This is a genomic window from Thermogemmatispora argillosa (assembly GCF_059696725.1).
The window spans coordinates 4,851,362-4,876,917 of record NZ_AP019377.1 but is presented as its reverse complement, the minus strand read 5'-3'; the positions used below and the strand labels follow the sequence as shown (position 1 = coordinate 4,876,917).

The following is a 25,556-nucleotide window of genomic DNA, read 5'->3' as shown; positions in this document are numbered from 1 at the left end:
CTCTTCCTGCCCGGCTCTCTTCGTGATGTGCCTGCTCCCCCGGCTCTCTTAGTCGTGTCTCTTGCATTCATTAAGAAAAAGCTACTTCTTGTCTGATTTGGAATGATTTTCTTGAAAGAAGGGATGTGTTAGCAAGATGCGCGTTTCTTCAGAGGAAGAGGTGACTTTATCTCCGCCCGCTACGGCGAGGGAGGCTGCTGCAGCTACGACTACCGCTGTTCTTCAACCCGCATCCCGGCAAAGCGGGATTTTTCGCGCTTTCCGGGCTTTGCGCCACCGTAATTTTCGTCTTTTCTGGTTCGGTCAACTTATTTCCTTGATCGGGACCTGGATGCAGACCACGGCGCAAGCGTGGCTAGTCTTGGAGCTGGCTCATAATGCCTGGTTGCTCGGCGTTGTCGGGGCCCTCCAGTTTTTGCCTGTGCTTTTCTTTGCTCTTTTCGGCGGCATTATTGCTGACCGCTTGCCCAAAAAACGGATTTTGGTGCTGACGCAATCGTCAGCGGCAGTGCAGGCCTTCCTCTTATGGGTTCTGGTGGCCAGCGGCGTGGTGCAAATCTGGCATGTGTTGGTTTTGGCTCTGCTGCTGGGCATTACGAATGCGCTCGATATGCCGACTCGCCAGGCTTTTGTTGTGGAGATGGTGGGGCGCGACGATCTACCGAACGCTGTGGCTTTGAATTCGTCGTTGTTTAATATGGCGCGCGTGCTGGGTCCCGGCATCGGGGGCCTATTGATCGCTCGTCTGGGTGTGGCGCCGCTCTTTTTGCTGAACGCGCTGAGCTTTGTGCCGGTGATTGTGGGGATCGCAATGATTGATTCGCGCCGTCTCTACGCGCAGGCCCGTCTGCCGCTGGGCAAGCAGGGACAGCCGAGCCCCTTACAGAGTTTGCGCGAGGGCCTGGCCTATGTGGCGCATACGCCTTCCGTGCTGCTGGTGATCGTGGTGGTGGGACTGGTCTCGCTCTTCGGTATCAATTTCAATGTTTCGCTACCGCTCTTTGCTACGGACGTGCTCCACGCTGGACCGGAGGGCTTCGGTTTCATCTCTTCTGCCTTCGGTATTGGTTCGTTGCTCTCAGCGTTGTGGCTGGCCTGGGCTAATAAGCGGCCGACGATCCGCAGTCTCTTGATCAGCGGCATTGCCTTTAGCATCTTGGAAGCAGCCTTCGCTCTTTCGCCCTGGTACTTGCCGTCACTGGTCCTGATCGCGCTGACGGGCTTCACGCAGATTGCTTTCTCGGCTCTGGCTAATACTACGCTGCAAGCCGTGACGCCGGATCACCTGCGTGGACGCGTGATGAGCGTCTATATGATGGTCTTTGCTGGCAGTTCACCTATTGGCAATCTTTATACAGGCGCGTTGGCCGATCTGTTCGGGGCCCCAGTGGCGGTGCTGGCTGGTGCGATTCCCAGTTTGATCGCTGCTGTGGCCGGCTGGTTCTTGCGCGAGGCTGCGGAGAAGGATTTGAGGGAGGCTCGTTCGTTCTACGGTTGATGTTGCAGGCTCTGGCCATCCGCATATCCTGCCGCTGGCATGCGGTGGGCAGCCAGTATGGCTGGAGGCCAATACTGCGGCTGCCTGCCGGCGCCAGGGCCGAGAGGTGTCAGCTACCAGGCTCCTCATGGTCGCAGGCTTGCTCACCTGGTCTGCTGTTTGAACAGCTCTTCAGGGCGGGAGTCTTCTTTCTCTTTTGTCCGCTAGTTCAGACTGCGTCGCTCAACCAGCGCCGGATTAGCGGCACGACGGTGCCGGTTGGCTCTGCCTGACTGGCCTTGAAGGCGCTTTTGGTTACTGCCTGTCATACGAGAACGATGCGTATGTGCCGAAGATGCTTAAAATTGCTGACATAGAGGCTAGCTCACTGCTCTCAACCTCTTGGCGGCCTGCCCTGGTTGGTCAGAGTCAATGAGCAGTCTACTTTTCGCAGTTTTCTTGTCGGCGGCAGCGCTTGCAGTATACTGGAAGCAGGGTTCACGCTCTCGCTCTGGTATCTGCCGCCGCTGGCTCTGATCCGCCCTGACCGGCTTCGTTCGGATCGTCTTTCCCAGCTCAGGCCGGTATCACCCTGCAGCAGGCTGCGACCGCCGGAGCAGCTACGTGGCATAGCGTGAGCAAGCTTCTCCGGGGACTACAGCGGTAAGCGCCGATGGAGGCGCTTCTTAGTCCGTCTGCGTCGCTGTCACCGCTAACTGGTTTCTGGATAGACCGTTAGAGCAAGAATCGACCCGAGGGGGTTGCGACACATCTATGGCTGATACCGATGGTCTTGCCTGGCGCATCCTGCCGCTCACGGTCGCTGATCAGCAGGTGCATCTGGACTATGGTCAGCGCTTGCTCGCCGCTCCTGTGCCTCCGCCGCCAACTCTCTATTGGTCGCAGGCGCAGAGCACGGGCCTGGTGCTGGGCTTCTCTCAGAAGGCTTCCCAGTTGAACGTAGAGGCTCTGCGCCGTTTGGCTTTGCCGCTGTACCAGCGCCAGGCTGGCGGCACGGCGGTGCTAGTTGGCCCTGATCTGTTGGCCCTGGATGTCTTTCTTCCTCCCGGCCATCCGCTGATCCTGACGGACGTGGTGGAATCCTACCGCTGGCTGGGAGAGACCTGGGTGGCCGCTTTGGCCCGCCTGGGCGTTCCGACTCGCCTTGTGCTGCCAGCAGAGGCGCGCGCTCAGCAGGCTTTATTGAGGCAGCCAGCGACAGCACCACGTGAGGCCGTGCTACGCCGCGCTTGCTATGGGTCGCTCTCGCCCTACGAGGTGGTGACACATGATCAGCGCAAGGTAGTAGGGCTGACGATGGTTCGTCGACGCACGGGAAGCTTGCTGCAGGCCGGGCTGTTGCTGCGCTGGGAGGTGGAGCCTCTCGCCCTTGTCTTGGGTCAGACGGCGGAGGAACAGGCTTTGCTACGGAGCGAGTTGCCGCGCCGCGCCGTGGGACTGGAGGCCCTGGCTGGCCGGGCGATCACTGCGGCTGAGGTGATCGCTGCGTTCGAGCTGGCCCTGCTGGCTCTCTCTTTCCCTCAGCCCCCAGCAAAGTATTCCAGTTCTCCTGCTGAGGCTTGACGAGAGACTGCTCCCAGGCCTATACTAGGCAAACTCCATAAGTATCGCATAGCAGCAGAGGTTCTGTACTATGGCAGATAGAAATGCTCCAGGAGCAATTGAGGTTATTAAGGTCCCTGATTACGAAGCGATGGTCATCGGGGCCCATCCCGATGACGCTGATTTTGCCGCTGCGGGAACGAGTGCCCTGTGGGTCCGGCAGGGAAAGAAGATCGTCTGGGTCATTATGACCGACGGCACAGAGGGCACTGAGGTGCCCAGCATGGTGGATAGTGAGTTAATGGTCATCCGTGAACAAGAGCAGCGCATGGCTTGCGAGGTTCTTGGGGTTCAGGCAGTGGAGTTCCTGCGCTTTCGCGATGGTCACCTGGTGAATAACGACGAGACGCGCAAGGCAGTGGTACGCCTGATTCGCAAGTATCGGCCGCGTATTGTGATCACGCATGATCCCACGCAACATATTTTTGCGCCCGATCCTGATGAGGAGCCGGATGAGACGGCCTATCTTAACCATCCTGATCACCGTGCCACAGGCAATATTGTGCTCGATGCCATCTTTCCGGCGGCGGTCAATCCCCATGCTTATCGTGAGCTGCTCGTTGAGGGTTTCCTCCCCTACCAGGTTCACGAGCTGTATCTGTTCAACAGCGAGCATGATAATACCTACATTGACATCAGCGAGACAATCGAGCTGAAGGCCAGGGGCTTACAGTGCCATGTCAGCCAGTTTGGTCCCCAGGCCAATCTACTGGAGGGCGTGAAGCGCTGGGCTGCCGAGACAGCCCGTGAGGCCCAGCAGAAAAAAGGTCTACAGATGCAGTATGCCGAGGGGTTTCGACGAATCAAGCTCTATATCCCCGGGAAAGAGCGAGGACAGCAGGAGTCAGCCCCGAAAGCACAGCAGGAGTAACTAACCATCCTGTCAGCCCGGAGAGCAGCAGCTCACCGGGTGGCTCTTGAGCCTGGGGTGGGGACTTGCGAATGGCCAGCTCTACCAGGACCACATCAGCCCAGGTGCTGGGGAAGCGCTGACGCAGTGTGATCACTATCACGAGGCCTGCGGCGTCAGCACGGCGTAGAAGCCGCCCCAGAGCTGCAGGAAGCGTGAGCGTGCCATTGATGTGTAGTTGAGGCGTGAGGAGTCAACCAGATAAACAGTGCTAGCAGTCCCACCACGCACCACCAGCAGGTGACCACCGGGGAAGCGATCTGGCGGGAAGCTCACGATCACCGGGCGCCCACCGTTGGCGATGGCGAGCACCTGATCAAGTGAGAGGTTATGTCCCCAAAGGGTATTAAAGTGAAAATGGGCGGCAGTATGAGCAATGCCGACCTCTTCTAACAAGCCCTGGTCAGGTGTGATTTCATGGAGGGCAGACTCTACTTTGAGGATATCGGCGATACGGTAGTGGTAGCCATAGGCGTTGATGACTACCGTCATGGCGGCGGCAGAGCAAGCCGAATAGGCCCAGGTCTGATACTGCTCCTGCGAGTCATACTGTGCCGGATCAAGTTGATTGATGCGCACCAGGTGACTGGAAGCATCATAGTGAGGAGTAGAGGCAGAGGAACTAGAGGTCACTGTCGCCGCCGGTTCGGCGGTCCACAGATAGGGAAGGACAAAACCAACACCGCGCGAGAGGAAGAGCTGCGAGCCAAGAAAGATCACGATCAATAGTGAGACCAGCCCGATCAGGATGATTTTCCAGGGAATTTCACGCCAGGGGAACGGGCCAGCTCCATAGAGACGCTCGGGAGTAACTGAGAGCGATAGTGTGCTTACGCTGCGTCGGCGCGGTTGGGTCATGGTAGCGATCTGACGCGCGCGTAAGCGCGTTGAGCCAGGAGCCCGTAGCAGCCGTTCTGCAGCTACAGGACGGCGCTTTTTGGCAGTGAGATAGGGACGCGCGGAGAGGTAGAGGCCACACAAAGAGACGGTCAAGGCGACCGCAAAGAGCATGAACACGAGCGCTGGCATCGATACAGGCTCCTCAGCATCGCCAGGAGTCACGTCTCTAGATCGGCAGTCGCGCTGCAGGACGCGCCATTTTCCTGGCAGGCAGTATAGTGTAGCCAACAGTCTGGCCAGAAGCAAGTATAGCATAGCTTGCGCCTGGCGGGCAAGGCGTATCCTGAACAGGGGACAGGCTGCCACACGTTTTATGCACTGGCGCCCTGAAGGATAAGGACAATGACAGGGCGCCTTTCTTGATACCATCCTGTCTGCCCGATCGCGGTTTTCCTGGCACTCTTCGACTCCCCTACTTTTCCTCTTTTTCGGCACATAGCTACGCGCTGTGTTATGATCAGCCATGAAGGATCTGAGAGGCATGCTCTGAACAGCAGGTTGGAAGAGACGTCAGGGCACCACTTCCTACTCAGGAGGGGCGTTAGCAGGAGAGGAGTTCGACGATGGCTATTCTGGCTGGTTGGTTAAGTAAGCAGGCCATACCAGAGGCAATCATTGAAGAGCGGCTCTTGCGCATGGCTGCGGTGCTGGAGCAGCATGGCGGTGAGCGGATGATGGTACTGCAGCCCGGCGCCGGCCTCGTGACCTTCGCTGATCCGCTGGTGGGAGCAGTTGCCCAGCCGAGAACGGCCCTACTGGACTGGCTGCCAGGTCAGCAGACCTTTGTTTATCGCCGCCCGCTTACTGGCTGGCATCCGCTCTATTATGTGCAGGATTGGCCCGAACCAGGGGACCTGCTCTTTGCCAGCGAAATCAAGGCGCTTTTAGCGGCGGGCGTACCTTGCCGCTTATTTCTTCCCGCGCTGAAAGCCATGCTGCGCTATGGCTTTTTGCCAGCACCCTGGACGGCCTTCGCCGGTATTGAGGTTGTTCCCGCTGGTTCCCTTCTGCGCTGGCAGCAGGGGCGCACACTGGTCAGTGAGCTGCATGATTATCGTCTGGCATTCACGGATGCTGCTGATGCGGAGCGGGAAACCGCTTCTGATGTCTGGATGGCGGCTTTGAGCGAGCTAGAGCAGGCGCTCCGTGCGCAGCATGAGCGCCTGCTGGCGCTGCCCATGTCCCCCCTGCTGGTGTTCACTGCTGGTACGGGGGCCGCCGCTCTCAGTGCAGAGCTGCTGAGTTGGGCCGCTCAGCAAGAGCCGGGGAGCACGCCCCTTCTCCAGATCGCTACCGTCGCTTTTCCCGGTCAACGCGGTGTCTATGCGGCGGCTGAAGCCCTGGCGGAGCGCCTCAAGGCCGTCTCTCTGGCTATTCGGGGTGTTGATGCGCCTGAGTACTGGCTAGCCACCCTGAGCGCTCTGGAGGCTCCTTGTGCGCACACTTTCCCACTGGCCTTACATCAGGCGCTGCATACAGCCAGGGTTGAGAGCGGCGGGCGCCTGGCCCTGCTTGGGCTTGGGGCGCGTCCGTTGCTGGCGCCACCGCCTTCCTTCTCTCTTGTACGTCAGGAAAGTGGCGAGTTGCTAAGCTGCTACAGTGCACTTCTGCGCGGCAGGCCGTCCACGCTCCAGCCTGACTCAGACGAGGAGCGGCAGCTATGGATGCCGGAGGTTGCCCGCTCTCTGGCTGAAGGCCCGAGCTGGGAAGAGACCCGCCATGCTCGGCGCCTGGTTCGCAAAGCGCTGGCGCTCCCTCAGACCTGGCAGCGCTGGCGCTATCTAGATCTGCATCTACGCCTGCCTGATCTGCTGCTCCAGACAGCACAGCAATTGGCCGCTTTCGATCAATTAATTCTGGTGGCGCCATTTGCACAGCCAGAGCTGGCCGCGGTCCTGGCCGCCCTGCCTCCGGACAATCAGCGTCTGAAGCTGGCCGTTAGCCCCAGCGGCGAGAGTCAGCCTCAGATACACCTGCTTGCGACGCTGGTTCACAGTTACTACAGGTCGCCGGGACGCGGAGCCTGGCCTGCGACAATCCTGCTCAGCGCCCCCGTACATTCACTGGCAGCCGAGCTGGATAGGACCGCCACCCTGAGCAGCGTCAGTCGCGACCTCCTGGCAGAGACGCTGGCTCCGACGGCCCTGGCTCAGACAGGCCTCTTTGCGCCCGAGGCGGTAGCAGCGCTAAAAGCGCGTTCCCGTGGCGGGAGAGTGCCACGGGAACTGGTGCTGATCTTTACCACTCAGCTGCTTTGCAAGCTCTTCGGGGCTACGCTCTAGCGCAGCAGCCAGAGCCTACCTGGCAGCGTCTTCTCTGCGAGATCAGCCCGGCAGAGAGGTGGCCAAGGAAGCCCGTTGGTGAAGTCTGGCTAGGCCTGGCTCGCCAGGCGCGATTCGTACTGCGCGCGCAGCACCTTCTTATCGAACTTGCCCACGCTGGTCTTGGGGATAGCCTCTACAAAGATCACCTCGTCCGGCAGCCACCACTTGGCAACCTTCGGACGCAGGTATTCGAGGATCTCTTCGGCGCTCACCTGGCCAGCAAATTCAGGCTTTGGCACGACGCAGGCAATCGGTCGCTCGGACCACTTTGGATGCGGCACGCCGACAACACAGGCTTCCAGTACCTTGGGATGGCCCATGATCAGATTTTCCAGTTCCACCGAAGAGATCCACTCGCCTCCCGATTTCACCAGGTCCTTAGTGCGATCGACAAGCTGGATCATGCCTTCGGAGTCGACGACAGCCACATCGCCCGTGCGCAGCCAGCCATCGACAAACTTCTCACCGGAGGCCGCATCTTTATAGTAAGCCCGCGCTACCCACGGGCCACGGACCTGCAGCTCACCGAAGGTTTGACCATCCCAGGGGACTTCTTCGCCGCTCTCGATGTTGACCACCCGGAAATCGACTCCAGGCACGACGGTGCCCTGCTTGGCACGGATGCGGAACTGCTCTTCAGCGGGCAGATCGCGTTGATAGCTGCGCAAGCGCGAGATAGAGGCCAACGGTGAGGTTTCAGTCATGCCCCAGGCATGGATAATGGTAATATTCTTGCGCGCGAGGCCCTCAATCAGCGATTGAGGCACCGCTGAGCCGCCGCTGATAATGGCGCGCAAGGCAGAGAAGTCAAACTGCTCTTTCTCCAGGACGTTGAGCAAGCCAATCCAAATGGTGGGGACACCAGCGGCAAGCGTTACGCGCTCTTTCTCCATCAACTGAGCGATACGCAGGGGATCAAGGAAGCGTCCCGGCATGACAATGCTTGATCCCATCATGACACCCGCATGTGGGAAGCCCCAGGCATTGGCGTGGAACATCGGCACAACTGGCAGCACACGATCCTGCTCACAGAGGCCAGGGCCATCGGCCAGGCCAACGCCCATCGAGTGGAGGAAGATCGAGCGGTGGCTGTACACCACGCCTTTCGGATTACCAGTAGTACCGGAGGTATAGCACATGGCAGCCGCGGTATTCTCGTCCAGCTCGGGCCAGGCGTACTCCGCTGGCTGCGAGGCGATGAAGTCTTCATAGTCCACTACGGGATGCAGCTTCTGGGGCTGATAAGGCGGCTGACCCATTACCACGTAGAGCTTGACGGTCGGCAGCCGCTCGGCGATCTGCTCCAGGGCCGGCACCAGGTCGCCATCGACAAAGATTACGCGGTCTTCAGCGTCGTTGACAATGTAGACTAGCTGCTCAGGGAAGAGGCGAATATTGAGTGTATGCAGCACCGCCCCATAGCAGGGGATGGCAAAATACAGCTCCAGATGGCGATAGGTATTCCAGGCAAAGGTTGCGACGCGGTCGCCTTGGGCAACGCCCGCCTCCTTGAGAGCGTTCGCCAGCTGCATGGTACGCTTGCCCCAATCGGCGTAGGTGTACCGGTGGAGACCATTCTCCGTTTGGGTCACGACCTCCTTGCGGTAAAACAGGCGCGTAGCTCGATTGAAGGCGTGTTGCAGTGTGAGCGGGTAATTCATCATCAAGCCTTGCATGTGCGCATCTCCTGTCGTGGATCAAGCGTTACGACATCGTACCGTGGCGGGGCATGGGCCGGGACCGCAACGCCCTGCTCTACAGTATTGTACGTTGCAGGAACCGCTTTCTTCCAGAGAGGGAGGCGCCTTTTTTCCGGGCGCAGGGGTCAGCCTGGCTTGCGGCACCGGTAAAAAAATGTCAGAACCTTAAAGGCTGCTGAGAATTTTAGCGATTTCTGGAGTTTTGCTTGCCCGAGGATTTGCGCTTCTGTTATTCTGATATACAGAAGAGCCAATAATACAGCGCGCCTGGCTGCTGACACCATCCGGCGCAGGAGCAGTGAGTGAGGTGAACGCCAGGGGTAGGAGGGCCGGTCTCAGCCAGCAACCGGCGGCAAGGCATAAACGCAGAGAACGACTGCAAGGAGAGATCGAGCGAGCAAAGGAGCCGACCATGATGATAGGTAAAACGGGGCGTCCGCGCGGGCTGGCCGCCCTCAGCCCCGAGCGTCGACGCGAGATCGCCAGCAAAGGGGGCCGCACCTCGCAATCGCGTGGCACGGCCCACCAGTGGACAGCCGAGGAGGCTTCGGCTGCTGGCAAGAAGGGCAGCGCCCGCTACGCCCGCAGACGCGCTGAGCTGCAGAGCCAGTTACCCTGAGTGATCCACGCCTTCTATAGTCGCGGCAACTCGCTGGTTGCCGCGGGCTGCTGCCCAGCGCAGTACCTCGCCGGCCAGGTAGAGCGAACCAGCAGCGCAGACAGCATCGTCGGGCTGGGCTAGCTGCAGCGCCAGATCCATCGCCTGGCGACTGGTCTCCGCACGATAGAGGGGGACATGAGGAGCGTGCGCCTTGAACTGATCGGCGATCTCCTCGATCGACAGTGAGCGCGGGTTAGCGACAGCCGTGATGACAACAGCGTCCACACCGGCCAGAGCCCGAACCATGCCTGCAATGTCTTTGTTGCGCAGGGTCGACAGGACAACGATGAGCCGCTGGAAGTGGAAGGTCGTCCGCAGCGCCTCAATGAGTCGCTCCATCGATTCGGCGGTATGGGCCCCATCGACTACTATCAGTGGCGCCTGCCCGATCACCTCCAGGCGCGCCGACCAGTAGACCGAGCGCAAGCCCTTGCGTAGGGCCTCTTCGCTCCACTGAATGCCTTTGCTGCGCAATGCCTCCAGGGCAGCCACAGCGGCGGTGGCATTCTCAAGCTGGTGCTGGCCGAGCAGCGATAGCTCTAGCCCGCGATAGACATGGGTGGGAGTTTCGACGGTAAAACGCTGGCTCTCCGAGGTGCATGCTTCGAGCGCATAGCGGTACCGCAGTGGTGGCAGGCGGCCCGCCTGGACCTCTGCCTGCGCTGGGTCACCTTCCGCAGGCCCAACACGGATGAGTTCGGCCTGCTGTCGCTCGCTGACGGCGGCAATGGCCAGCAAGGCCTCCGGCGCCTGGGCCGAGGTGACGACTGTGCCCCGAGGTTTGATAATGCCAGCTTTCTCGGTGGCGATCTTGGTGAGTGTGTCGCCTAGCACCTCCATGTGATCAAAGCCAATGGAGGTAATGACCGAGACCAGCGGCATGATGACATTGGTGGCATCGAGTCGCCCCCCCAGGCCAACTTCGATGACTGCATGCTCCACCCCTCGGCGAGCAAAGTAGAGAAAGGCCAGAGCGGTTGCCACTTCAAAGGTAATATAGGGGCCAAAACGTCCCTCCTGCTCGATCCGCTCGACGGCAGCACGCAGCTCAGGCACAAGTTGGGCTACGTCCTCTTCGCTAATGAGCTGACCATTGATGCGAATGCGCTCGCGGAAGGTATGCAGGTCCGGCTGCGTATAGAGGCCAGTACGTAGGCCAGCCTCGCGTAAGACCCGCTCAATCATGGCTGCCGTTGAGCCTTTCCCCTTGGTGCCAGCTATATGGGTGCTGCTGTAGCTCTGCTGGGGGTTGCCGACGGCCTCTAACAAACGACGCTCGCGGGGCAGGTTCTCGTTACGGTCGCGCACGTAGCTGCCACCGCGCTCATAGTCACTGAGACTGTAGAGATAGGCAAGGGCTTCCTGATAGTTCACGTCGCTCGCTACGCCTTTCGCTCAGGAATGTGAGAGGGAGAAAGCGCCGCGCACAATAGCGTCGCTCATTTTGACGACCCGCATCATTTCCCGCACATCGTGCACCCGAACGATGTCGGCCCCCTGGGCAATGCCGAGGGCCACTGTGGCGGCGGTACCTTCAACGCGCTCGTGTGGCGGCAATCCTCCTAGCACCAGACCAATGGTCGACTTGCGCGACGTGCCCAGCAAGAGAGGGCGCCCGAGGCTGCGTAGCTCGTGCAGCCGTCGGAGCAGGGTGAGATTCTCTTCGGGGGTGGTGCCGAAACCGATGCCCGGGTCAATGATGATGCGCTCCCAGGCTATTCCCGCGGCGAGAGCGATTTCAATGCTGCCCGCCAGAAAGCGCAGGACGTCGCTGACGATGTCTCGCTTCTGAAAGCCGCGCATGTTGGCCATCAGGACTACAGGGACCTCGCGTTCCGCAGCCAGGGCCGCCATCTCAGGGTCAGCCCGCAATCCCCAAATATCGTTGATCAGGTTGGCTCCAGCCTCCAGGGCCTGCCGGGCCACCTCTGCTCGATAGGTATCGATGGAAATAATGATCTCTGGCGGTAGGGCTGCCCGCAGCGCCCGAATAACGGGGAGCACTCGCTCCAGCTCTTCTGCGGGCGAGATCGGCGAGGCTCCAGGGCGCGTCGATTCGCCTCCTACGTCGATGAATGTTGCGCCTTCGGCGACAAAGTGTTGCGCCTGCGCGACGGCCCGTTGTACTACCTGATCACGGACCGCGGGATCATTAACGGCGCCTGCCCCCGCGGGGAGCAAGCCGTCACCCGCAAAGGAGTCAGGGGTGACGTTGATGATGCCCATAACGTAGGTACGCTGGCCCCATTCCAGATGATAGCGATCCCAGACTGTTGGCGGTAAAGTTGCCGCTGTTGCTATGGACATAATCGGCTGCCCTCACACACATGTGCTAGTTGCTGGCTGCTGTCTGGCCAGTCATGGTCACCCAGATGGCGAATGGGCCGGAGCTGATCCCCCCGCTCTTTCGTATCTTATCATCAGACGCTGCTCCTCTCGCCACCACCGTTAACCTCCAACTCTCTCTGGGTTGATCCTCTCCGCGACAAGAGACCATTATGCGCGTGGTCAACCGTAGCGGGATCGCAGGCCGGGCCCCGGTCCTCGTTCGACCACGCTGCTTTTGCTCGACGTCTGGTGCCCTATATATCTTATCCTGTCGTGGTCCGAGGCTGCAAATATGGTCTGGCTGGCGCACGTTCCAGGCAGAGCCAGGCTAGGTCATCCCGGTCATTATGCGGCACAGGTATGCCCCTCATGCTATACTACACAGAGAGATAGAGATATTGCTCTCCTCGTCAGGTCAGCCGGCCAGCCAGATTACGTACCTGACTTGCGATCCAGCGAATGAGGTTCTGATCACATCGGTCGATGTTCTTATAATAGCTATAAGAAAGACAGCAGAGCAGAGGAAGCAGCAACGATGGAAGACCCCATTACGACGCGCCGACGCCAACAGACGCTGAGTCTGTCCCGTCGCTGCCGCGAATGCGATCAGGAGGCCCTCGGGCGCTGTCCCGACTGCCACCGCAGTTTCTGCCAGGAGCATTTTCCCAAGCAGCAACACTCGCCCTGCGCTGAGCGACAGCTACGTCTGGCCGAGATCCAGGTTTGCTACGTCTGTGGCGTTCCGGTTTATCCAGATCAATGGTCGATCTCTCGTACTTCCCATTTTATCGATCAATACCGCTGTAAAGGCTGTGGACGCTACATTTGCGAAGAGCTGCATACGAGAAAGAAAGACGAAGACGTCGTCATTGTCCGCGAAGGCTTGCGCGGCCATCGCTATCAGTACGTAGTCCGCTACTGCGATCTCTGTGCCCCCCTCTCCTATGTAGGCGGTCTTAAGGGGCTGGCGCGCTGGGTGACGTTGCTGGGAACCATTGCGGCCCTTGTCTTTTTTCACTTTCACCCCTAAGATAGGGAAAAAGCTTTCCGTGGAGAAGCATGGCCATCTCAACAACTGTTCAAACAACGCTCCAGCGCTATCGTGAGGAGATCCAAACTGCGCTCAGGGAGGCCGTGGCTCTGGCCACAGCCTCCACTGGGGCGGAGTCCTCACCGCTCCTGCAGGATTACTACGGCCAGATGCGCTATCATCTCGGCTGGGTCGATGCACAGTTTCGCCCCACCAGCGCCCAGACAGGCAAACTCTTGCGCCCTACTCTGTTGCTTCTCTCCTATGAAGCCGCTGGCGCCTGGGGAGAGCTTCCCCACGAAGATGAGCCGCGTCGCTACCTGAAGCGGGCTTTACCAGCGGCGGCAGCCATCGAGCTGACTCACAATTTTACGCTCATTCACGACGATATTGAAGATGAAGATAGCGAGCGCCATCATCGGCCCACAGTCTGGAAGCTGTGGGGCGTGCCCCAGGCAATCAACGCCGGCGACGGCCTCTTCGCCCTCAGCCGCCTGGCCCTCTGGAGGGTCCTGGAGGTCGGGGTCGATCCCGCTCTCGCTGCACGTCTGGCGGCGCTCCTCGATCGCACCTGTCTGACGATTGCTGAGGGGCAGTATCTGGATATGCTCTTTGAGACGCGCATGGACGTCTCAATCGACGCCTATATTGAAATGATTCGACGCAAAACCGCCGCCTTGATGGCTTGTGCGGCAGAGATGGGGGCCCTGCTTGGAACCCAGGACGCCGAGACCGTGGAGCGGCTGCGGCATTTTGGCGAGGCCATCGGTCTGGCCTTCCAGGTGCGTGATGATTTGTTGGGTGTCTGGGCCAGCCTGGATGAGCTGGGCAAGAATCCCGCCGGCGATATCTACCGACGCAAAAAGAGCCTGCCTGTTTTGCACGCTTTGGCGCATGCCCAGTCAGAAGACCGCGCGCGACTGCACGCGCTCTATCAGCAAAACAACCCTCTCAGTCAGGAGGAGGTGGCCGAGGTATTGGCAATCTTCGCCCGCACGGAGACTCGCCCCTACTGTCAGGCTTTCCTGGCCGAGCAGTGCCGCCGGGCCCGGGCGGCCCTAGAGGCTGTGCCCGCTCCTGCCACCCCGCTGGCTGAGCGCGCTCGCGGCGATTTAAAAGCCTTCATCACTTTTATCGAGGAGGCCAGTCAGAACTAACCAGACCACACAAGGTAGAGTAAGGCCCCCTCCAGGCCGGAGGCCTAAAGATCCCCTCTCGTGAGCCATTGCTTACTGACACGTCTGCCGCGGCAGGACTGAGCAGCGGCCAGCCTGGCCCGGTTCAGCCTGGGTCAGCCCGAGCAATCGGGCGGCCACCCATTCAGAGAAGCTGCCAGAGAGTTACCCGATTTCCTGCCGCGGTGGCGATGGTGCGCCCATCAGGGGACCAGTGCAAGGAGAGAACTGGCATACCGACGCGGACCGTGAATAGAGGCATCTGACTGCGCGTCGGATACCAGACTGCCAGTATCCCATCGTTACCAGCGCTGGCCAGCAGCTTCCCATCAGGCGACCAGGCCAGCGTACGCAGAGGCTGCGTATGCAGACGTAGGCGCTGCGGCTGGTCAATGCATCGTGTTCCGAAGGCATCCGCCTGCTGCCGCTGACAGCTCAGACCATTCCAGAGGCGAATCAGGCCGTCGTCTCCCCCGACCGCGAGCTGCATTCCTGTGGGAGCGAAAGCCAGAGTGCGCAAGGTCATCTGCCCATCTTGGTAATAGCCATGCACCTCCTGCGCGTCATCGGCACGCCAGACACGCACCAGGCCCCCAGTAGAGGATGTGGCAATCGTCTGGCCATCCGCGGCCCACGAGGCCGCTTCCAACGGGCTGGTATGGCGTCTGAATACCTGCAGGGGGCGCCAGAGCTTGCCGTCCCAGACAATAGCCAGCTTATCAAGGCTGGCGGAGACAAGACGCGTCTGACCTCGTGGCGCCCAGGCCACAGCGGTAACTGTAGCCGTATGACGCTGAAGCGGCTGGGTGAATGGCGTCCCATTGTAGGGATCAAGAAACTGCACTGCCGAGCCGGCCCCAAGCGCTAGCTGTGTGCCATCGGGCGACCAGGCCAGGGTACGGACGGCGCCGTTGACGGTGAAGGTATGCTGAATCTGCCCTTGTGTGTTCCAGATGAATAGTCGCCCGTCCAGCGAGCCGCTGGCCAGCAGGCGGCCATCGGGCGACCAGGTCAGTGCTCGTACGGTCTGTTGGTGCTGGCTGAAAACAAGGCCTGCCCGGGCCGTGGTAGGCAAGGGCGCAGTCGTGGGGGTCGGCATCGGCCTCGCTAGGCTGGTCGCGGTCGGCCTGGCTGGCGGCAGGAGCGTTGCCAACCATCCCCCCAGAAGACCAGAGCGATAGGCCGCATAGCCGGCGCTTGCTCCAGCCGCACCCAGGACTGTCAGGCCCAGCAATCCCAGGACCAGACGCCGCGGGCGCCTGCTTCCTTTTCCCCGCTGGCCCAGGTCGCCAGCCGCGGCCTCTGCGGCTCCTACGGCTGGCAGCGCTGCACCATCGGCCAGCGTTACTGCGTCATGCAGCCCATCGGCCACAGGCACGCGCCCGCTAGCGCCGGCTCCTACTACATAGGGCCGCAGTTGCAGGCAGGCCCCTGCTTTGATCCCGGCGGCCTCCAGACTGAGTTCACGTGGCAGCTCACGCCCGCCTTCCGCCAGGCACAAACGATAGCTCAGCCGATTGCCGGCGCTATCCTCCTGCGGTAGCCTCAGTACCTTGACCAGTGCCGGCACCAGCGACCAGAGTGGCGCGTCGCCCGCCACCTCCACGGGGTACCTTAGCCCAGAAAGGGCATCTTCTACGACGACCTCTAGCATGCTTGTCTCCCCTCTTCCGAGGCTCTCGCCTCTTGTCCACGGTTTCTCTGGCAGGAATCCACGAACGACCAGGCGGGCGATTTTTTACAGCTCCTTTACCTCCCCCAAAATGGCCACCGCAGACAGGGACACGCGAACGTCCTTTTAGGGGAGAGCATAGGAGAGGGAGCGCGCTCTCTCTACCCCTCTCCCCGGCCAGGTCCAACCAACATCACGATCAGGTCGATAAGCAGCAAGCAACGAGCGCAATAGCAGGTCAAACGCAGACAGCAACTTCGTCAGCAGCCACTACGGAGAGGAAGCTCATGCAACTAGCAGACAGGGCAGCCACCTGGTTAGCCATTGGCCGTAAGGCGCCACCGGCTCAGCAGCTCCTACTGTCCGTCTTGCTGCTCTGTTTGATATGGCCGAGCAGCTTTGAGCCGCTGCCCGCCAGGGCGGCTGCACATGGCGCTAACATGGCTGATTTTCCCAGCGTGGACGGCAATTATATCTACCAGCAACTTTTCTACATGGCAACCCATTTTCTGCGGCGCGAAGCCGGCTATGACCACAACCTGCCCCCCAACATCAACGGACATGACGAATTTGCCACCTACTGGAGCAGGGAGATGCTGCACAACCTCGCTGGCTTTGCCCATCAGATCCGGCGGGATGCCTTCGCCATTCGGGGTTGGTTGGGCCGTCCCGCCGTGGTCCCAGCCTTCAATGTTGAGGTCAGCATCCCCGGCAGCGTGCACCCAGAGCAGATTGTCATCATTGGCTGCCATTATGATGGGATGGCTTTCTCAACTCAGTCCGCCTATGACGACGCCAGCGGCTGCGCTATCGAACTAGGCATCGCTCGCGGCCTGGCCAGCTACTGGCGTGAACATCGGCTTTATCCAGCCCGTACGCTGCGCTTCCTCCTCTTCGATGCTGAGGAGCAGGGACTTTACGGCTCCTTCTATGCAGTCAACGAGACTATGAATAGCGACCTGGGGAACGTCATCGCCATGTTCAATGAGGAACAGAGTGGCATCGCCTACCCCGTGCGCTATCTCGGCCAGGCCGCCAATCCCCTTTTTCCACTCTACGTCGATCTTTCGCCTTTGACAAGCAATAAGCTCTATCCACAGCAAAACATGCTCACCTTCGAGCAACGTCAGCGCTTACAACAACTGCGCAATCTGATGGATCAGGCAGTCCCCGCCGTCTTTTCCGAGCTATATGAAGAGGGCTACCAAATGCTTTCCTATCATGGCCAGGGTCAGCAAGATATCTTTGAGCCGATCTTTACGCCTGACCAGCAGCGCGAAGTAATCCGCGAGGACGACCATCTTGGCAGTAGCGACCAGGTGCCCTTTACCCTGGCAGGAATTGCCTGCGCAACCCTGGTCGGCAATGCTAGCTACTACAGCACAGCCGCCACACCGGGGTACCCGTTCGATCAGCCAGAAGACACCATCCAACTGATGAACACCTTCGCCGACGGCAGTTCACAGCAGTCGCAGGCTCTGACCTTAGCCCTCACGCTGCCCGCCATGCTCACGACCTGGCTGCTTAACCAACCCGCCATTCTGGGCAGCGCTCCCTCTGACGGTCGTCCGCTTGCGGCCATTGGCGACCTCGGCAGGGCGCTAGCAGGCCAACCCCTGGCCTTCGAGGCCCAGACAGCCCAGATGCCCGGCCCTGGTTCCTCAGGAGAGGGCTTCCGCTACCGTTGGGACTTTGGCGACGGCACGAGCGCCCAGGGTCAACGTGTCAGCCACGTCTATCACCAGGCGGGAACCTATCAGCTTAGACTGACCGTGATCGCTGCCAATGGCGCCCAGCGTCTCATCAGCAAGACACTGGTTGTGAGGCGCCAGCCCTTAACCTATCCCAATCCCTACGCGCGCTTCCTCACGAACGGCAGGCCTCCTGGCAATCCTGGCATTGTGCTACCCAAGCCCAACGATCGCCTCAGCGACCGCGTTACGACTGCCGCCCAGGCCAGCGCCGCTGCAGAAGCGCCGGCAGCAGAGACGGCCCTGCCCTCCGCTCTCGCCTTGGGCCTGCCTATCGGCCTGGCCCTGCTTTCTGTTATACTGATAGGCGTACTACTGTTCATCTTTCGCAGCCAACGCAACGATCGGCAAAAGAACGCCAGTGCTCGCACTAACGGGGAGCACAGGTCTGGAGGAAGCAGCTAGATGGCACAGCCAATCTACGTCATTGGACATAAACAGTCAGATCTCGACTCGATCGCCTCAGCCTACGCCTACGCGCGCCTGTTGCAAACTCAAGGGGAGGAGGCTATTGCCGCCCGGCATGGACCGATTAAACCCGAGGTACGCTTTGTCTTAGAGCGCTACGGAGTCGAACCGCCCGAGGCCCTGGAAGATGTCTATTTACAGGTGCGCGACGTCATGAGGCGTGGCGTTATCAGTATTCATGTCGATCAGCCTTTGCTAGAAGCCGGGCGCTTGCTACAGGAGCACAACCGGCGCGCCATGCCCGTTGTTGACGACGAAGGCCGTGTCCAGGGTATCATCGCTATCGAAGATCTGGCCAAGCTCTTTTTCAAGGACCTTGACCCCCAGGCAGTCAACCGCGTTCCCCTGGAGCGCGATAATCTGGTGCGCGTGCTACATGGGCGCGTACTCGTTGAGGGACGACGCAAGCTGGGCAATCGTATTCTGGTAGGGGCCATGCAGGCAAGCACTATGCGCGAATACCTTGAGCCGGGCTGTCTGGTAGTGCTGGGAGATCGCGAAGACGCTCAATTGGCCGCCATCGAGGCCGGAGCTGCCGCTCTGGTCATCACCGGCGATCTGCTCGTCTCTGAGCGTACCCTGGCAGCCGCGCGCAAACACGGCGTTCTGGTCATCAGCACCGCCTACCATACCTTCACGGCTGTTCGGCTCATCAATTTGAGCATGAAGACCAGCGAGATCATGAATCGCGACTTCGATTCATGCAGGCCGGAAGACCTGATGAGCGAAGTACAGCCGCTGTTGGCGCGCCATCGCTCGCTGCCTGTGCTCGACGATGAAGGCCGTCTGGTCGGCTACCTCTCACGCACCGATATGCTCAATGCGCGTCCCAGGCGCATCGTTCTGGTCGATCACAACGAGCGGGCGCAGGCTGTTGACGGCATCGAGGAGGCTGACCTGCTGGCCATTATTGACCACCACCGCATTGCCGACGTCCATACCAGCAAACCGATCATGTTCCGGGCCGAGCCGGTCGGCTGCACGGGCACTATCATCGTCAGCCTCTATCACGAGGCCGGCGTACCTATCTCGCGCGAGGCCGCTGGCCTTCTGCTCGCTGGCCTGCTGTATGACACGCTGATCCTACGCTCCCCTACGACTACGGAACGCGATGAACAGGTAGCCGCTGAGCTGGCCAAGATCACGGGCGAGGATCTGGAAGCCTATGGCCAGGCGATCTTTGCCGCCGCCGCTTCGGACCTGAATGAGCGCAGCCCCGAGGCCCTGCTGACCGCCGACTTTAAGGAATACACCGTGAATGGCCTGCGCTTCGCCATTGGCACTGTCGAAACTCCTACTCCTGCGCTGATCGAGCAGCGCAGCGAGGAGCTGTTGGAGGCCATGCGCCGGCTCGCGCAAGAGCGCAGCTATAGCGTTTTCCTATTCATGATTGTCGACATTATCAACATGCGCTGCCGACTGCTTGTCCACGGCGGCGAGCAAGCGGTAGCCAGTGCCCTCGGGGCCCCACTTGGAGTCGATGGGCACTCTATCGAGGTTGAGGGCCTGGTTTCGCGCAAGAAACAACTGGTGCCGCTGCTAGGGCGCATTCGCAGCTTGTTGCAGGAGCGCGCCAGATCCTAGCCCCGCCTGGGCCCTCGTCGCCCGAGCCAGCCGGGTCAAATCAGGCTCGCCGGGGCAGAACAGCTAAGGAGCATCAGGGATGTTCTGCCCTGCCTGTCCTTGCCTTCACTCGCCCCACTGGCCGACACAGGGCGACCTGCGCTCCCTTTTCTCTACTCTCTGACACTCTACGTCCGGCCTGGTATGGCCGCCTGTCCGTCGCTGCCCGTTTTCCCAGTCCTGGTTTTTGCATTTCGGGTCGCCCGTTACCCTCGTACCTGAGCCGGCCAGCAGGCCGTTGACGCCCCTGCAGCGTCCAAGACGTGCTTATTTAGAGAGTACTGCTCTTGCACTGCTCGCCTCTAGCTTGAACAAGATATGATGAGGCATGGAAAGGCTTTGTGCCGTCTCAATTCTGCCGATCATGGAGTCGCTTCAATGAGAATGAAAAGGTACGCCCAACCCACCCCTTCCCTCTGGCAGAAGGGCCTTTTTCCTTTACTCCTCTGCCTTCTTCTTCTCTTTCTAAGTGCCTGTAATGTCGACATTACCGCTGGCGGAAGCACGCTGCTGGCTTCCCCGACCGTCACCGTAGGCAGCGGGGCCCAACAAGGGCTACAAGTCTTTGTCGAGCCGGACGCCGGCGAAGGAGTGATCACCAATGCCATCAATGGCGCCCACCGCTCGGTCTGGCTGGAACTCTATTTGCTGACCAACCGCAACGTGATTAATGCCCTTGAGGAGGCAGCCAATCGGGGCCTGGATGTGCGCGTAATGCTAGAGACCCATCCCTACGGCGGTGGCTCGCTCTCGCCGACAGAAACGATGGATCGCCTGAGCGCCGCAGGAGTGAAAGTCAAGGCTACCAGCCCCGCCTTTGCTCTGACTCATGAGAAAGGAATGATCATTGATGGTACCACGGCCTATATCATGACCTGTAATCTGACAAATGCCGCGTTGGGAGTCGGTAGCACCAAAAACCGTGAATATGGCATTATCGACACCAATCCCGCTGACGTAAAAGCCGTCAGCGATATCTTCGAGGCCGACTGGAACCGTACCTCGGTCTCGCTCAGCAATCCGAATCTCGTCGTCAGTCCGATCAACTCGCGCAGTGTCCTTGAATCGCTGATTCAAGGAGCGCACAAATCGCTACTCATCGAAGCCGAGGAGTTGATCGACGATTCCATTGAGCAGGCTCTGGCTGCGGCAGCGCAGCGCGGCGTCACGGTGCAAGTCATTCTACCCTATCAGAGCGGTTCCTCCGATAGCAACCGCAGCGGGATCAAGACGATCAAGCAGGGCGGGGCCCAAGTGCGCGAAGATAAGCAGCTCTATATGCACGCCAAAATGATGATTGTCGATGGCGAGAAGGCTTTCGTTGGCTCTGAAAACTTCTCCAGCCAGTCGCTTGATCACAATCGTGAGCTAGGTATTGTTCTCTCGGACCAGCACATTATCAGTGTGCTCCAGCAGACCTTTGCCAAGGATTGGAGCGTCTCACGCAGCGTTTAAAGAGTCTTTTTCCATGTCCCTCTTATCGCGATCACCGGCATTCTCTCGCCGGAAACGAGACGCAGCCGCTCGCTCCAGAGCTTGACTTGACACTTGCCAGGCCGAGGCCGAGGGACCAGCCGGGCACAGAGCCGCTCCGGTCTGGCTGCCCCTCTGGCCTCTCTCTCCCCCCGTTGCTGCTATGTGATACGATAGGAAAGCATGTGCTGCCGCTCTGCCGCTCCCTGCCGTTTGGCAGAGCTGGCAGCCGCCTTAGACAGCCGGGCCTGGGCCACTGAGCGGCATAGCTCGGACGAGTTCCAAGCCCTTTGTTTTGGTTCTACTTCTCAGCCCGGCCCTCATAGCGTAGCGACTCTGGGCGATGACGCCCAGTAAGCGACAAGAAGACGGTGCTACCTGGGCAAGCACCTCCAGGGGCAGGCAGACCAGTCAGACGGAAAACCAGGCAAGCTTATACGCTTGCTTCTTCCATTCCTGATCCTTCTGAAAAGAACAAGACGAGTGGGGAGGCATTCCAGCGAGATCTTTTTTCCGGGGAGGCAATTGTGATGGCAGATCAGTTGTTTGAGCGCGAGCATGAACAAGCCGGCGTCGAGCCAAGTCAGGAGGCAGGTAGCAGAGCGAGCGAGAGCGAGGAGCTAGCTGCGCGTGTGGCCGAGCTGCGCCGTCGCATAGAGGAGGCCAACTATCAGTACTATGTACTCGATAACCCAACACTCACTGACGCAGAATATGATCAATTGATGCAAGAACTGCGGCGCATCGAGGAGGAGCATCCCGAGCTACAGACGCCTGACTCACCGACGCAGCGCGTTGGGGCGGCGCCGCTTCCCGAAGTGAGGCAGCACCGGCATCCTATTCCTATGCTGAGCCTGGCCAACGCGCGCAGCGAAGAAGAACTTCTGGCCTGGCAACGGCGCGCGCAGAACATCCTGCCCAATGCCACTTTTGAGTATGTCTGCGAGCTAAAGATCGATGGGCTGGCTATGGCGCTGACCTACGAACAGGGGAGACTGACAGTGGGAGCGACGCGCGGCGATGGTCTGATCGGCGAGGACTGGACTCCTAACGTGCGCACGATTCGCAGCATCCCTCACCGTCTGCGCGATGCCAACCCGCCGGTGCGGGTTGAGGTGCGTGGTGAGATCTACATGACCATTGAGAGCTTTGAGAAGCTTAACGCCTCGCTTACCCGCGAGAAGCTTTTTGCCAACCCGCGTAACGCCGCCGCCGGCTCGCTCCGTCAGAAAGATCCGCGCATTACCGCCGAGCGTAACCTTGACTTCTTCGGCTACCAGATTGGCTATATCGAGGGCCGCAACCTAAGCACGCATTGGGAAGCCTTGCAGCTCATTGCGGACTGGGGCTTTCCGGTCAACCCTCACAATCGGCGGGCGCGTGACCTCGACGAGGTGCTACAGTATTGTCGCGAGTGGGAGCAAAAGCGTTTCGACCTGCCTTATGAGATCGACGGCGTCGTCATCAAGATCAATGATCTGGCCCAACAGCAGGAATTGGGCTACGTCGGACGAGAGCCGCGCTGGGCCATCGCCTTCAAGTACCCTCCCATTCAGGTTGCCACGCGTCTGCTTGACATCCGCATCAACATCGGGCGCACCGGCTCAGTCAACCCCTGGGCCATGCTGGAGCCGGTCAACATCCGCGGCGTCACGGTTTCGCGGGCCACGCTCCACAATGAACAGGACATCCTGCGCAAAGATCTGCGCGTTGGCGACTGGGTTATCGTCCAGCGCGCTGGCGAGGTCATTCCCCAGGTAGTCAAACCCATCGTCGAGCGACGTACCGGCGAGGAACGCCCCTATACACCGATCGAACGTTGCCCGGTCTGCGAGACGCCTATTATGCGTCTGCCAGATGAAGCCATCGCCTATTGCCCAAATACTGACTGTCCGGCACGCCTGCTGGAAAGCGTGATCCACTTTGCCTCGAAAGGAGCAATGGATCTGGAAACGATCGGCGAAAAGCAGTGTAAGCAGCTCGTCGAGGCGGGCTATATCAAAACGGTCGCCGACTTCTATGACCTGACGCGTGAGCAGTTGCTCAAGCTGGAGGGAGTCAAGGAGAAGAGCGCCGACAATATGCTCAAAGCCATCGAGGCCAGCAAGAAGCGGCCTTTCTGGCGCCTCCTCTTTGGCCTCAACATCCGCTACATTGGCGAAAAAACAGCTCAGCTCATCGCCGAACATTTCGGCTCAATGGATCGCCTGCTGACAGCCAGCGAAGAGGAGATCATGGCGATTCCTGGCGTGGGACCGAAGAGCGCCCACAGTCTCTACACCTGGTTACAGCAGGAGAAGAATCGCCAACTGATTGAACGTCTGCGCCAAGCCGGCGTCAACATGGCCATTGAGGAGCGGCCCACCGGCCCGCTGGCTGGCCAGTCTTTCCTGTTCACTGGCAAATTAGCGCACCTGACGCGCACAGAGGCTGAGGAAGCGGTGCGCCAGCTCGGCGGCACGGTGGCCAGCGGCGTCACTCGCTCATTGACGCACCTGGTCGTGGGCGAAGACCCCGGCTCCAAGCTGGAAAAGGCCCGCCGGGCCGGCGTGCAGATCCACGACGAACAATGGTTTCTCGATCTGTTGCGTCAGCACGGAATCCAGGTCTAGCAGGTCCTCTCGCCAGTGAAGCAGACAAGGCCAGCCTGGCGGGACGCTCTGCAGGCGGCAGGTCCCGCCAGGCCAGCCACGAGGCAAACACCTGCTTGATAAGCCTCCGCCCGCTCAGCAGCGTCTTGCCCGCGGCTGTTCAGGCGAGCTGTCAGCGGACAGACAGCAACGGGGCTGTTGTCGAGATAGCAAGACTGAGGCGCTCCCTCCTCAGACGTACTTCATTTCTAGATAGCGGGCGCGCAGCCGATGGACAGCCTCGCGTACCTGCTTGCCGCGAATGGCATCGTGAATGAGCTGAGCCAGCTCTCCCATCGCGCGCTCATCCATACCAAAGCGGGTCATCTCCTGCACTCCAATGCGCAGGCCCGAGGGATTGCGCGGATCAGCATCGCCGGGCAGCATGTTATAGTTAACAATAATATCGTTCGCCTCTAGACGTCTGGCGACCTCAACGCCACCCCCCCAGGCCGCGACATTGACCGCGATCATATGACTACGCGTATAGCCGAACTCGCGCGCCTCGACTGGCGTTCCCAGCTCATCAAGAGCCTGGCCCAAAGCCTGCGCGTTGCGCACAATCTGAGCGGCATACTCACGCCCGTAGCGCTTCATTTCGCGGATCGCCACTAGCAGAGCTGGCAACGAGAAGAGATGATGATTGCTAGAGGAGCCGGGGAAAACTCCGCGATCTGCGGGCGGCCAGTATTTCTTAGCTGTCTCTTCATCCATATTGCCCAGGATTACCCCACGCTGGGGACCAGGAAAGGTCTTGTGCGTGCTGCCGGTCAGCCAGGTCGCTCCCTCCTGCAGCGGAGATTGGAACTGGCCACCAGCAATCAGGCCGAGCACATGCGCCCCATCATAGAGCAGCGGAATGTCTTTAGTCTTGCAAAAGGCCGCAACCTCTGCAACCGGTTCAGGGAAGAGAAAGAGGCTCTTGCCCATGACGACAATCTGCGGATTGACACGATCGATCAACTCGATCGTCTTCTCAACGTCAATGTGATAGCGATCCTCAGTGAGGGGCAGATAGTGTAGATTGATGGCCTGGGGCCCGCCGACTTTCAGGGACTGCCCGCGCGTCTGGATGCGCCGCCCGAAGACTCCGACAGCACCGTGGCTGATATGCCCGCCGGCATCGGTTGAGTTCACTACAATCGTGTCACCGCCTCGCAGGAAGCCAAGGGCGATTGCCGTATTGGCTGCATTGCCGCTGATCGGGCGCACATCAGCTTGTTTAGCCCCGAAGAGATCACAAATCTCCTCTCTCGCCATACGCTCTATCTCATCGATATAGCGCGTTCCTTGATAGTAGCGGTTGATGCGCTCGCCTTCATTGGGATGTCCCTCTGCGTAGCGTCCCATGAAATCGGAAATTTGGACGCGACGCACCGCCGGGCTAGGGGTGTTCTCACTGGCGATGAGATTGATGCACTGTCTCTGGCGCCAGTCCTCTTGCTTGGCAAGGATGGCCTCAATGTCACTGATATCGACCGTCATCAGTATTTTTCCTCCCGCACAGGCAGATTAGCATCCGACAGCCAGCCATTCAGCCAGCCAACCAGTTTGCTAGAGACTGACCGACCGGCAAAGAGCAGGTGTTTTGAGCGATCCAGCACGCGTCAAAAAGAAAGAACAGTTCTCGCGACAGCAAGAGCAGGGTACGCGGCTCCCCGGTTCTTGTCCACCGAGGTTAAGGCGATCACGAGGGCGACCGCGAGCCGGGAAGAGCGTCACCAGAAAGCCAGGCGGGGCAAGCCGGAGCAGCGGATCAGCAGGCTATCTGGGGCGACCAGCGAGCAGAGTGGCTAGCAGCGTACATCAGC

17 protein-coding genes are annotated in these 25,556 nt (G+C 59.9%); 11 read left to right on the top strand and 6 right to left on the bottom strand.

Annotated features, from left to right (window positions below):
• Nucleotides 1-136: 136 nt before the first annotated feature.
• The 3 genes from AC6H1L_RS19080 (at nucleotide 137) to AC6H1L_RS19070 (ending at nucleotide 3,971) form a co-directional block, all read left to right on the top strand.
• Nucleotides 137-1,498, top strand: coding sequence for an MFS transporter (locus tag AC6H1L_RS19080; protein ID WP_497599041.1), 1,362 nt, complete (start codon nucleotides 137-139; stop codon nucleotides 1,496-1,498).
• Between the two features lie 753 nt (nucleotides 1,499-2,251).
• The gene (locus tag AC6H1L_RS19075; protein WP_497599040.1) at nucleotides 2,252-3,061 is read left to right on the top strand and encodes a lipoyl protein ligase domain-containing protein; all 810 of its coding nucleotides are present in this window, start codon (nucleotides 2,252-2,254) and stop codon (nucleotides 3,059-3,061) included.
• A gap of 70 nt (nucleotides 3,062-3,131) precedes the next feature.
• Complete coding sequence (locus tag AC6H1L_RS19070) at nucleotides 3,132-3,971, top strand: PIG-L deacetylase family protein (RefSeq protein ID WP_497599039.1); 840 nt, start codon at nucleotides 3,132-3,134, stop codon at nucleotides 3,969-3,971.
• Nucleotides 3,972-4,109: 138 nt separating this feature from the next.
• Here AC6H1L_RS19070 and AC6H1L_RS19065 read toward each other — a convergent pair whose 3' ends face one another.
• Nucleotides 4,110-5,039, bottom strand: a complete 930-nt coding sequence (locus AC6H1L_RS19065; RefSeq protein WP_497599038.1) for a C39 family peptidase — start codon at nucleotides 5,037-5,039, stop codon at nucleotides 4,110-4,112.
• A 434-nt stretch (nucleotides 5,040-5,473) separates the two neighbouring features.
• Between AC6H1L_RS19065 and AC6H1L_RS19060 the strand changes: the two genes are divergently transcribed.
• The gene (locus tag AC6H1L_RS19060) at nucleotides 5,474-7,192 is read left to right on the top strand and encodes a hypothetical protein (protein ID WP_497599037.1); all 1,719 of its coding nucleotides are present in this window, start codon (nucleotides 5,474-5,476) and stop codon (nucleotides 7,190-7,192) included.
• A gap of 89 nt (nucleotides 7,193-7,281) precedes the next feature.
• Here the strand turns inward: AC6H1L_RS19060 and AC6H1L_RS19055 are convergent, their stop codons facing one another.
• Nucleotides 7,282-8,910, bottom strand: coding sequence for a long-chain fatty acid--CoA ligase (locus AC6H1L_RS19055; protein WP_497599036.1), 1,629 nt, complete (start codon nucleotides 8,908-8,910; stop codon nucleotides 7,282-7,284).
• 436 nt (nucleotides 8,911-9,346) lie between these two features.
• On the opposite strand from AC6H1L_RS19055, the gene AC6H1L_RS19050 reads away from it, so the two are divergent.
• The gene (locus AC6H1L_RS19050) at nucleotides 9,347-9,553 is read left to right on the top strand and encodes a KGG domain-containing protein (protein ID WP_497599035.1); all 207 of its coding nucleotides are present in this window, start codon (nucleotides 9,347-9,349) and stop codon (nucleotides 9,551-9,553) included.
• Here the strand turns inward: AC6H1L_RS19050 and AC6H1L_RS19045 are convergent.
• Together AC6H1L_RS19045 and folP are read right to left on the bottom strand one after the other, a co-directional pair.
• Nucleotides 9,545-10,969, bottom strand: a complete 1,425-nt coding sequence (locus AC6H1L_RS19045; protein ID WP_497599034.1) for a bifunctional folylpolyglutamate synthase/dihydrofolate synthase — start codon at nucleotides 10,967-10,969, stop codon at nucleotides 9,545-9,547. The two genes, AC6H1L_RS19050 and AC6H1L_RS19045, sit on opposite strands and share 9 nt — an antisense overlap.
• Before the next feature lie 21 nt (nucleotides 10,970-10,990).
• The gene (folP, locus tag AC6H1L_RS19040) at nucleotides 10,991-11,902 is read right to left on the bottom strand and encodes a dihydropteroate synthase (RefSeq protein ID WP_497599033.1); all 912 of its coding nucleotides are present in this window, start codon (nucleotides 11,900-11,902) and stop codon (nucleotides 10,991-10,993) included.
• Nucleotides 11,903-12,458: 556 nt separating this feature from the next.
• Between folP and AC6H1L_RS19035 the strand changes: the two genes are divergently transcribed.
• Together AC6H1L_RS19035 and AC6H1L_RS19030 are read left to right on the top strand one after the other, a co-directional pair.
• Nucleotides 12,459-12,953, top strand: a complete 495-nt coding sequence (locus AC6H1L_RS19035; protein ID WP_497599032.1) for a B-box zinc finger protein — start codon at nucleotides 12,459-12,461, stop codon at nucleotides 12,951-12,953.
• 29 nt (nucleotides 12,954-12,982) lie between these two features.
• Nucleotides 12,983-14,110, top strand: a complete 1,128-nt coding sequence (locus AC6H1L_RS19030) for a polyprenyl synthetase family protein (RefSeq protein WP_497599031.1) — start codon at nucleotides 12,983-12,985, stop codon at nucleotides 14,108-14,110.
• A 163-nt stretch (nucleotides 14,111-14,273) separates the two neighbouring features.
• Here the strand turns inward: AC6H1L_RS19030 and AC6H1L_RS19025 are convergent, their stop codons facing one another.
• Nucleotides 14,274-15,782 carry an EsaB/YukD family protein gene (locus tag AC6H1L_RS19025; RefSeq protein ID WP_497599030.1) on the bottom strand — a complete coding sequence of 503 codons (1,509 nt, stop codon included), beginning with the start codon at nucleotides 15,780-15,782 and terminating at the stop codon, nucleotides 14,274-14,276.
• A gap of 305 nt (nucleotides 15,783-16,087) precedes the next feature.
• Here AC6H1L_RS19025 and AC6H1L_RS19020 point away from each other — a divergent pair, with 305 nt between their 5' ends.
• From AC6H1L_RS19020 to ligA, 4 genes are all read left to right on the top strand, one after another.
• Nucleotides 16,088-17,956, top strand: coding sequence for a M28 family peptidase (locus tag AC6H1L_RS19020; RefSeq protein WP_497599029.1), 1,869 nt, complete (start codon nucleotides 16,088-16,090; stop codon nucleotides 17,954-17,956).
• Nucleotides 17,957-19,603, top strand: a complete 1,647-nt coding sequence (locus tag AC6H1L_RS19015; protein WP_497599028.1) for a putative manganese-dependent inorganic diphosphatase — start codon at nucleotides 17,957-17,959, stop codon at nucleotides 19,601-19,603. It abuts the gene before it with no gap.
• A 417-nt stretch (nucleotides 19,604-20,020) separates the two neighbouring features.
• A complete protein-coding gene (locus AC6H1L_RS19010; RefSeq protein ID WP_497599027.1) occupies nucleotides 20,021-21,097 on the top strand; it encodes a phospholipase D-like domain-containing protein in 1,077 nt (358 codons plus the stop codon).
• 548 nt (nucleotides 21,098-21,645) lie between these two features.
• Nucleotides 21,646-23,727, top strand: a complete 2,082-nt coding sequence (gene ligA, locus AC6H1L_RS19005) for an NAD-dependent DNA ligase LigA (RefSeq protein ID WP_497599026.1) — start codon at nucleotides 21,646-21,648, stop codon at nucleotides 23,725-23,727.
• Nucleotides 23,728-23,937: 210 nt separating this feature from the next.
• On the opposite strand, the gene glyA is transcribed toward ligA, so the two are convergent.
• The gene (glyA, locus tag AC6H1L_RS19000) at nucleotides 23,938-25,230 is read right to left on the bottom strand and encodes a serine hydroxymethyltransferase (protein ID WP_497599025.1); all 1,293 of its coding nucleotides are present in this window, start codon (nucleotides 25,228-25,230) and stop codon (nucleotides 23,938-23,940) included.
• Between the last annotated feature and the right edge of the window lie 326 nt (nucleotides 25,231-25,556).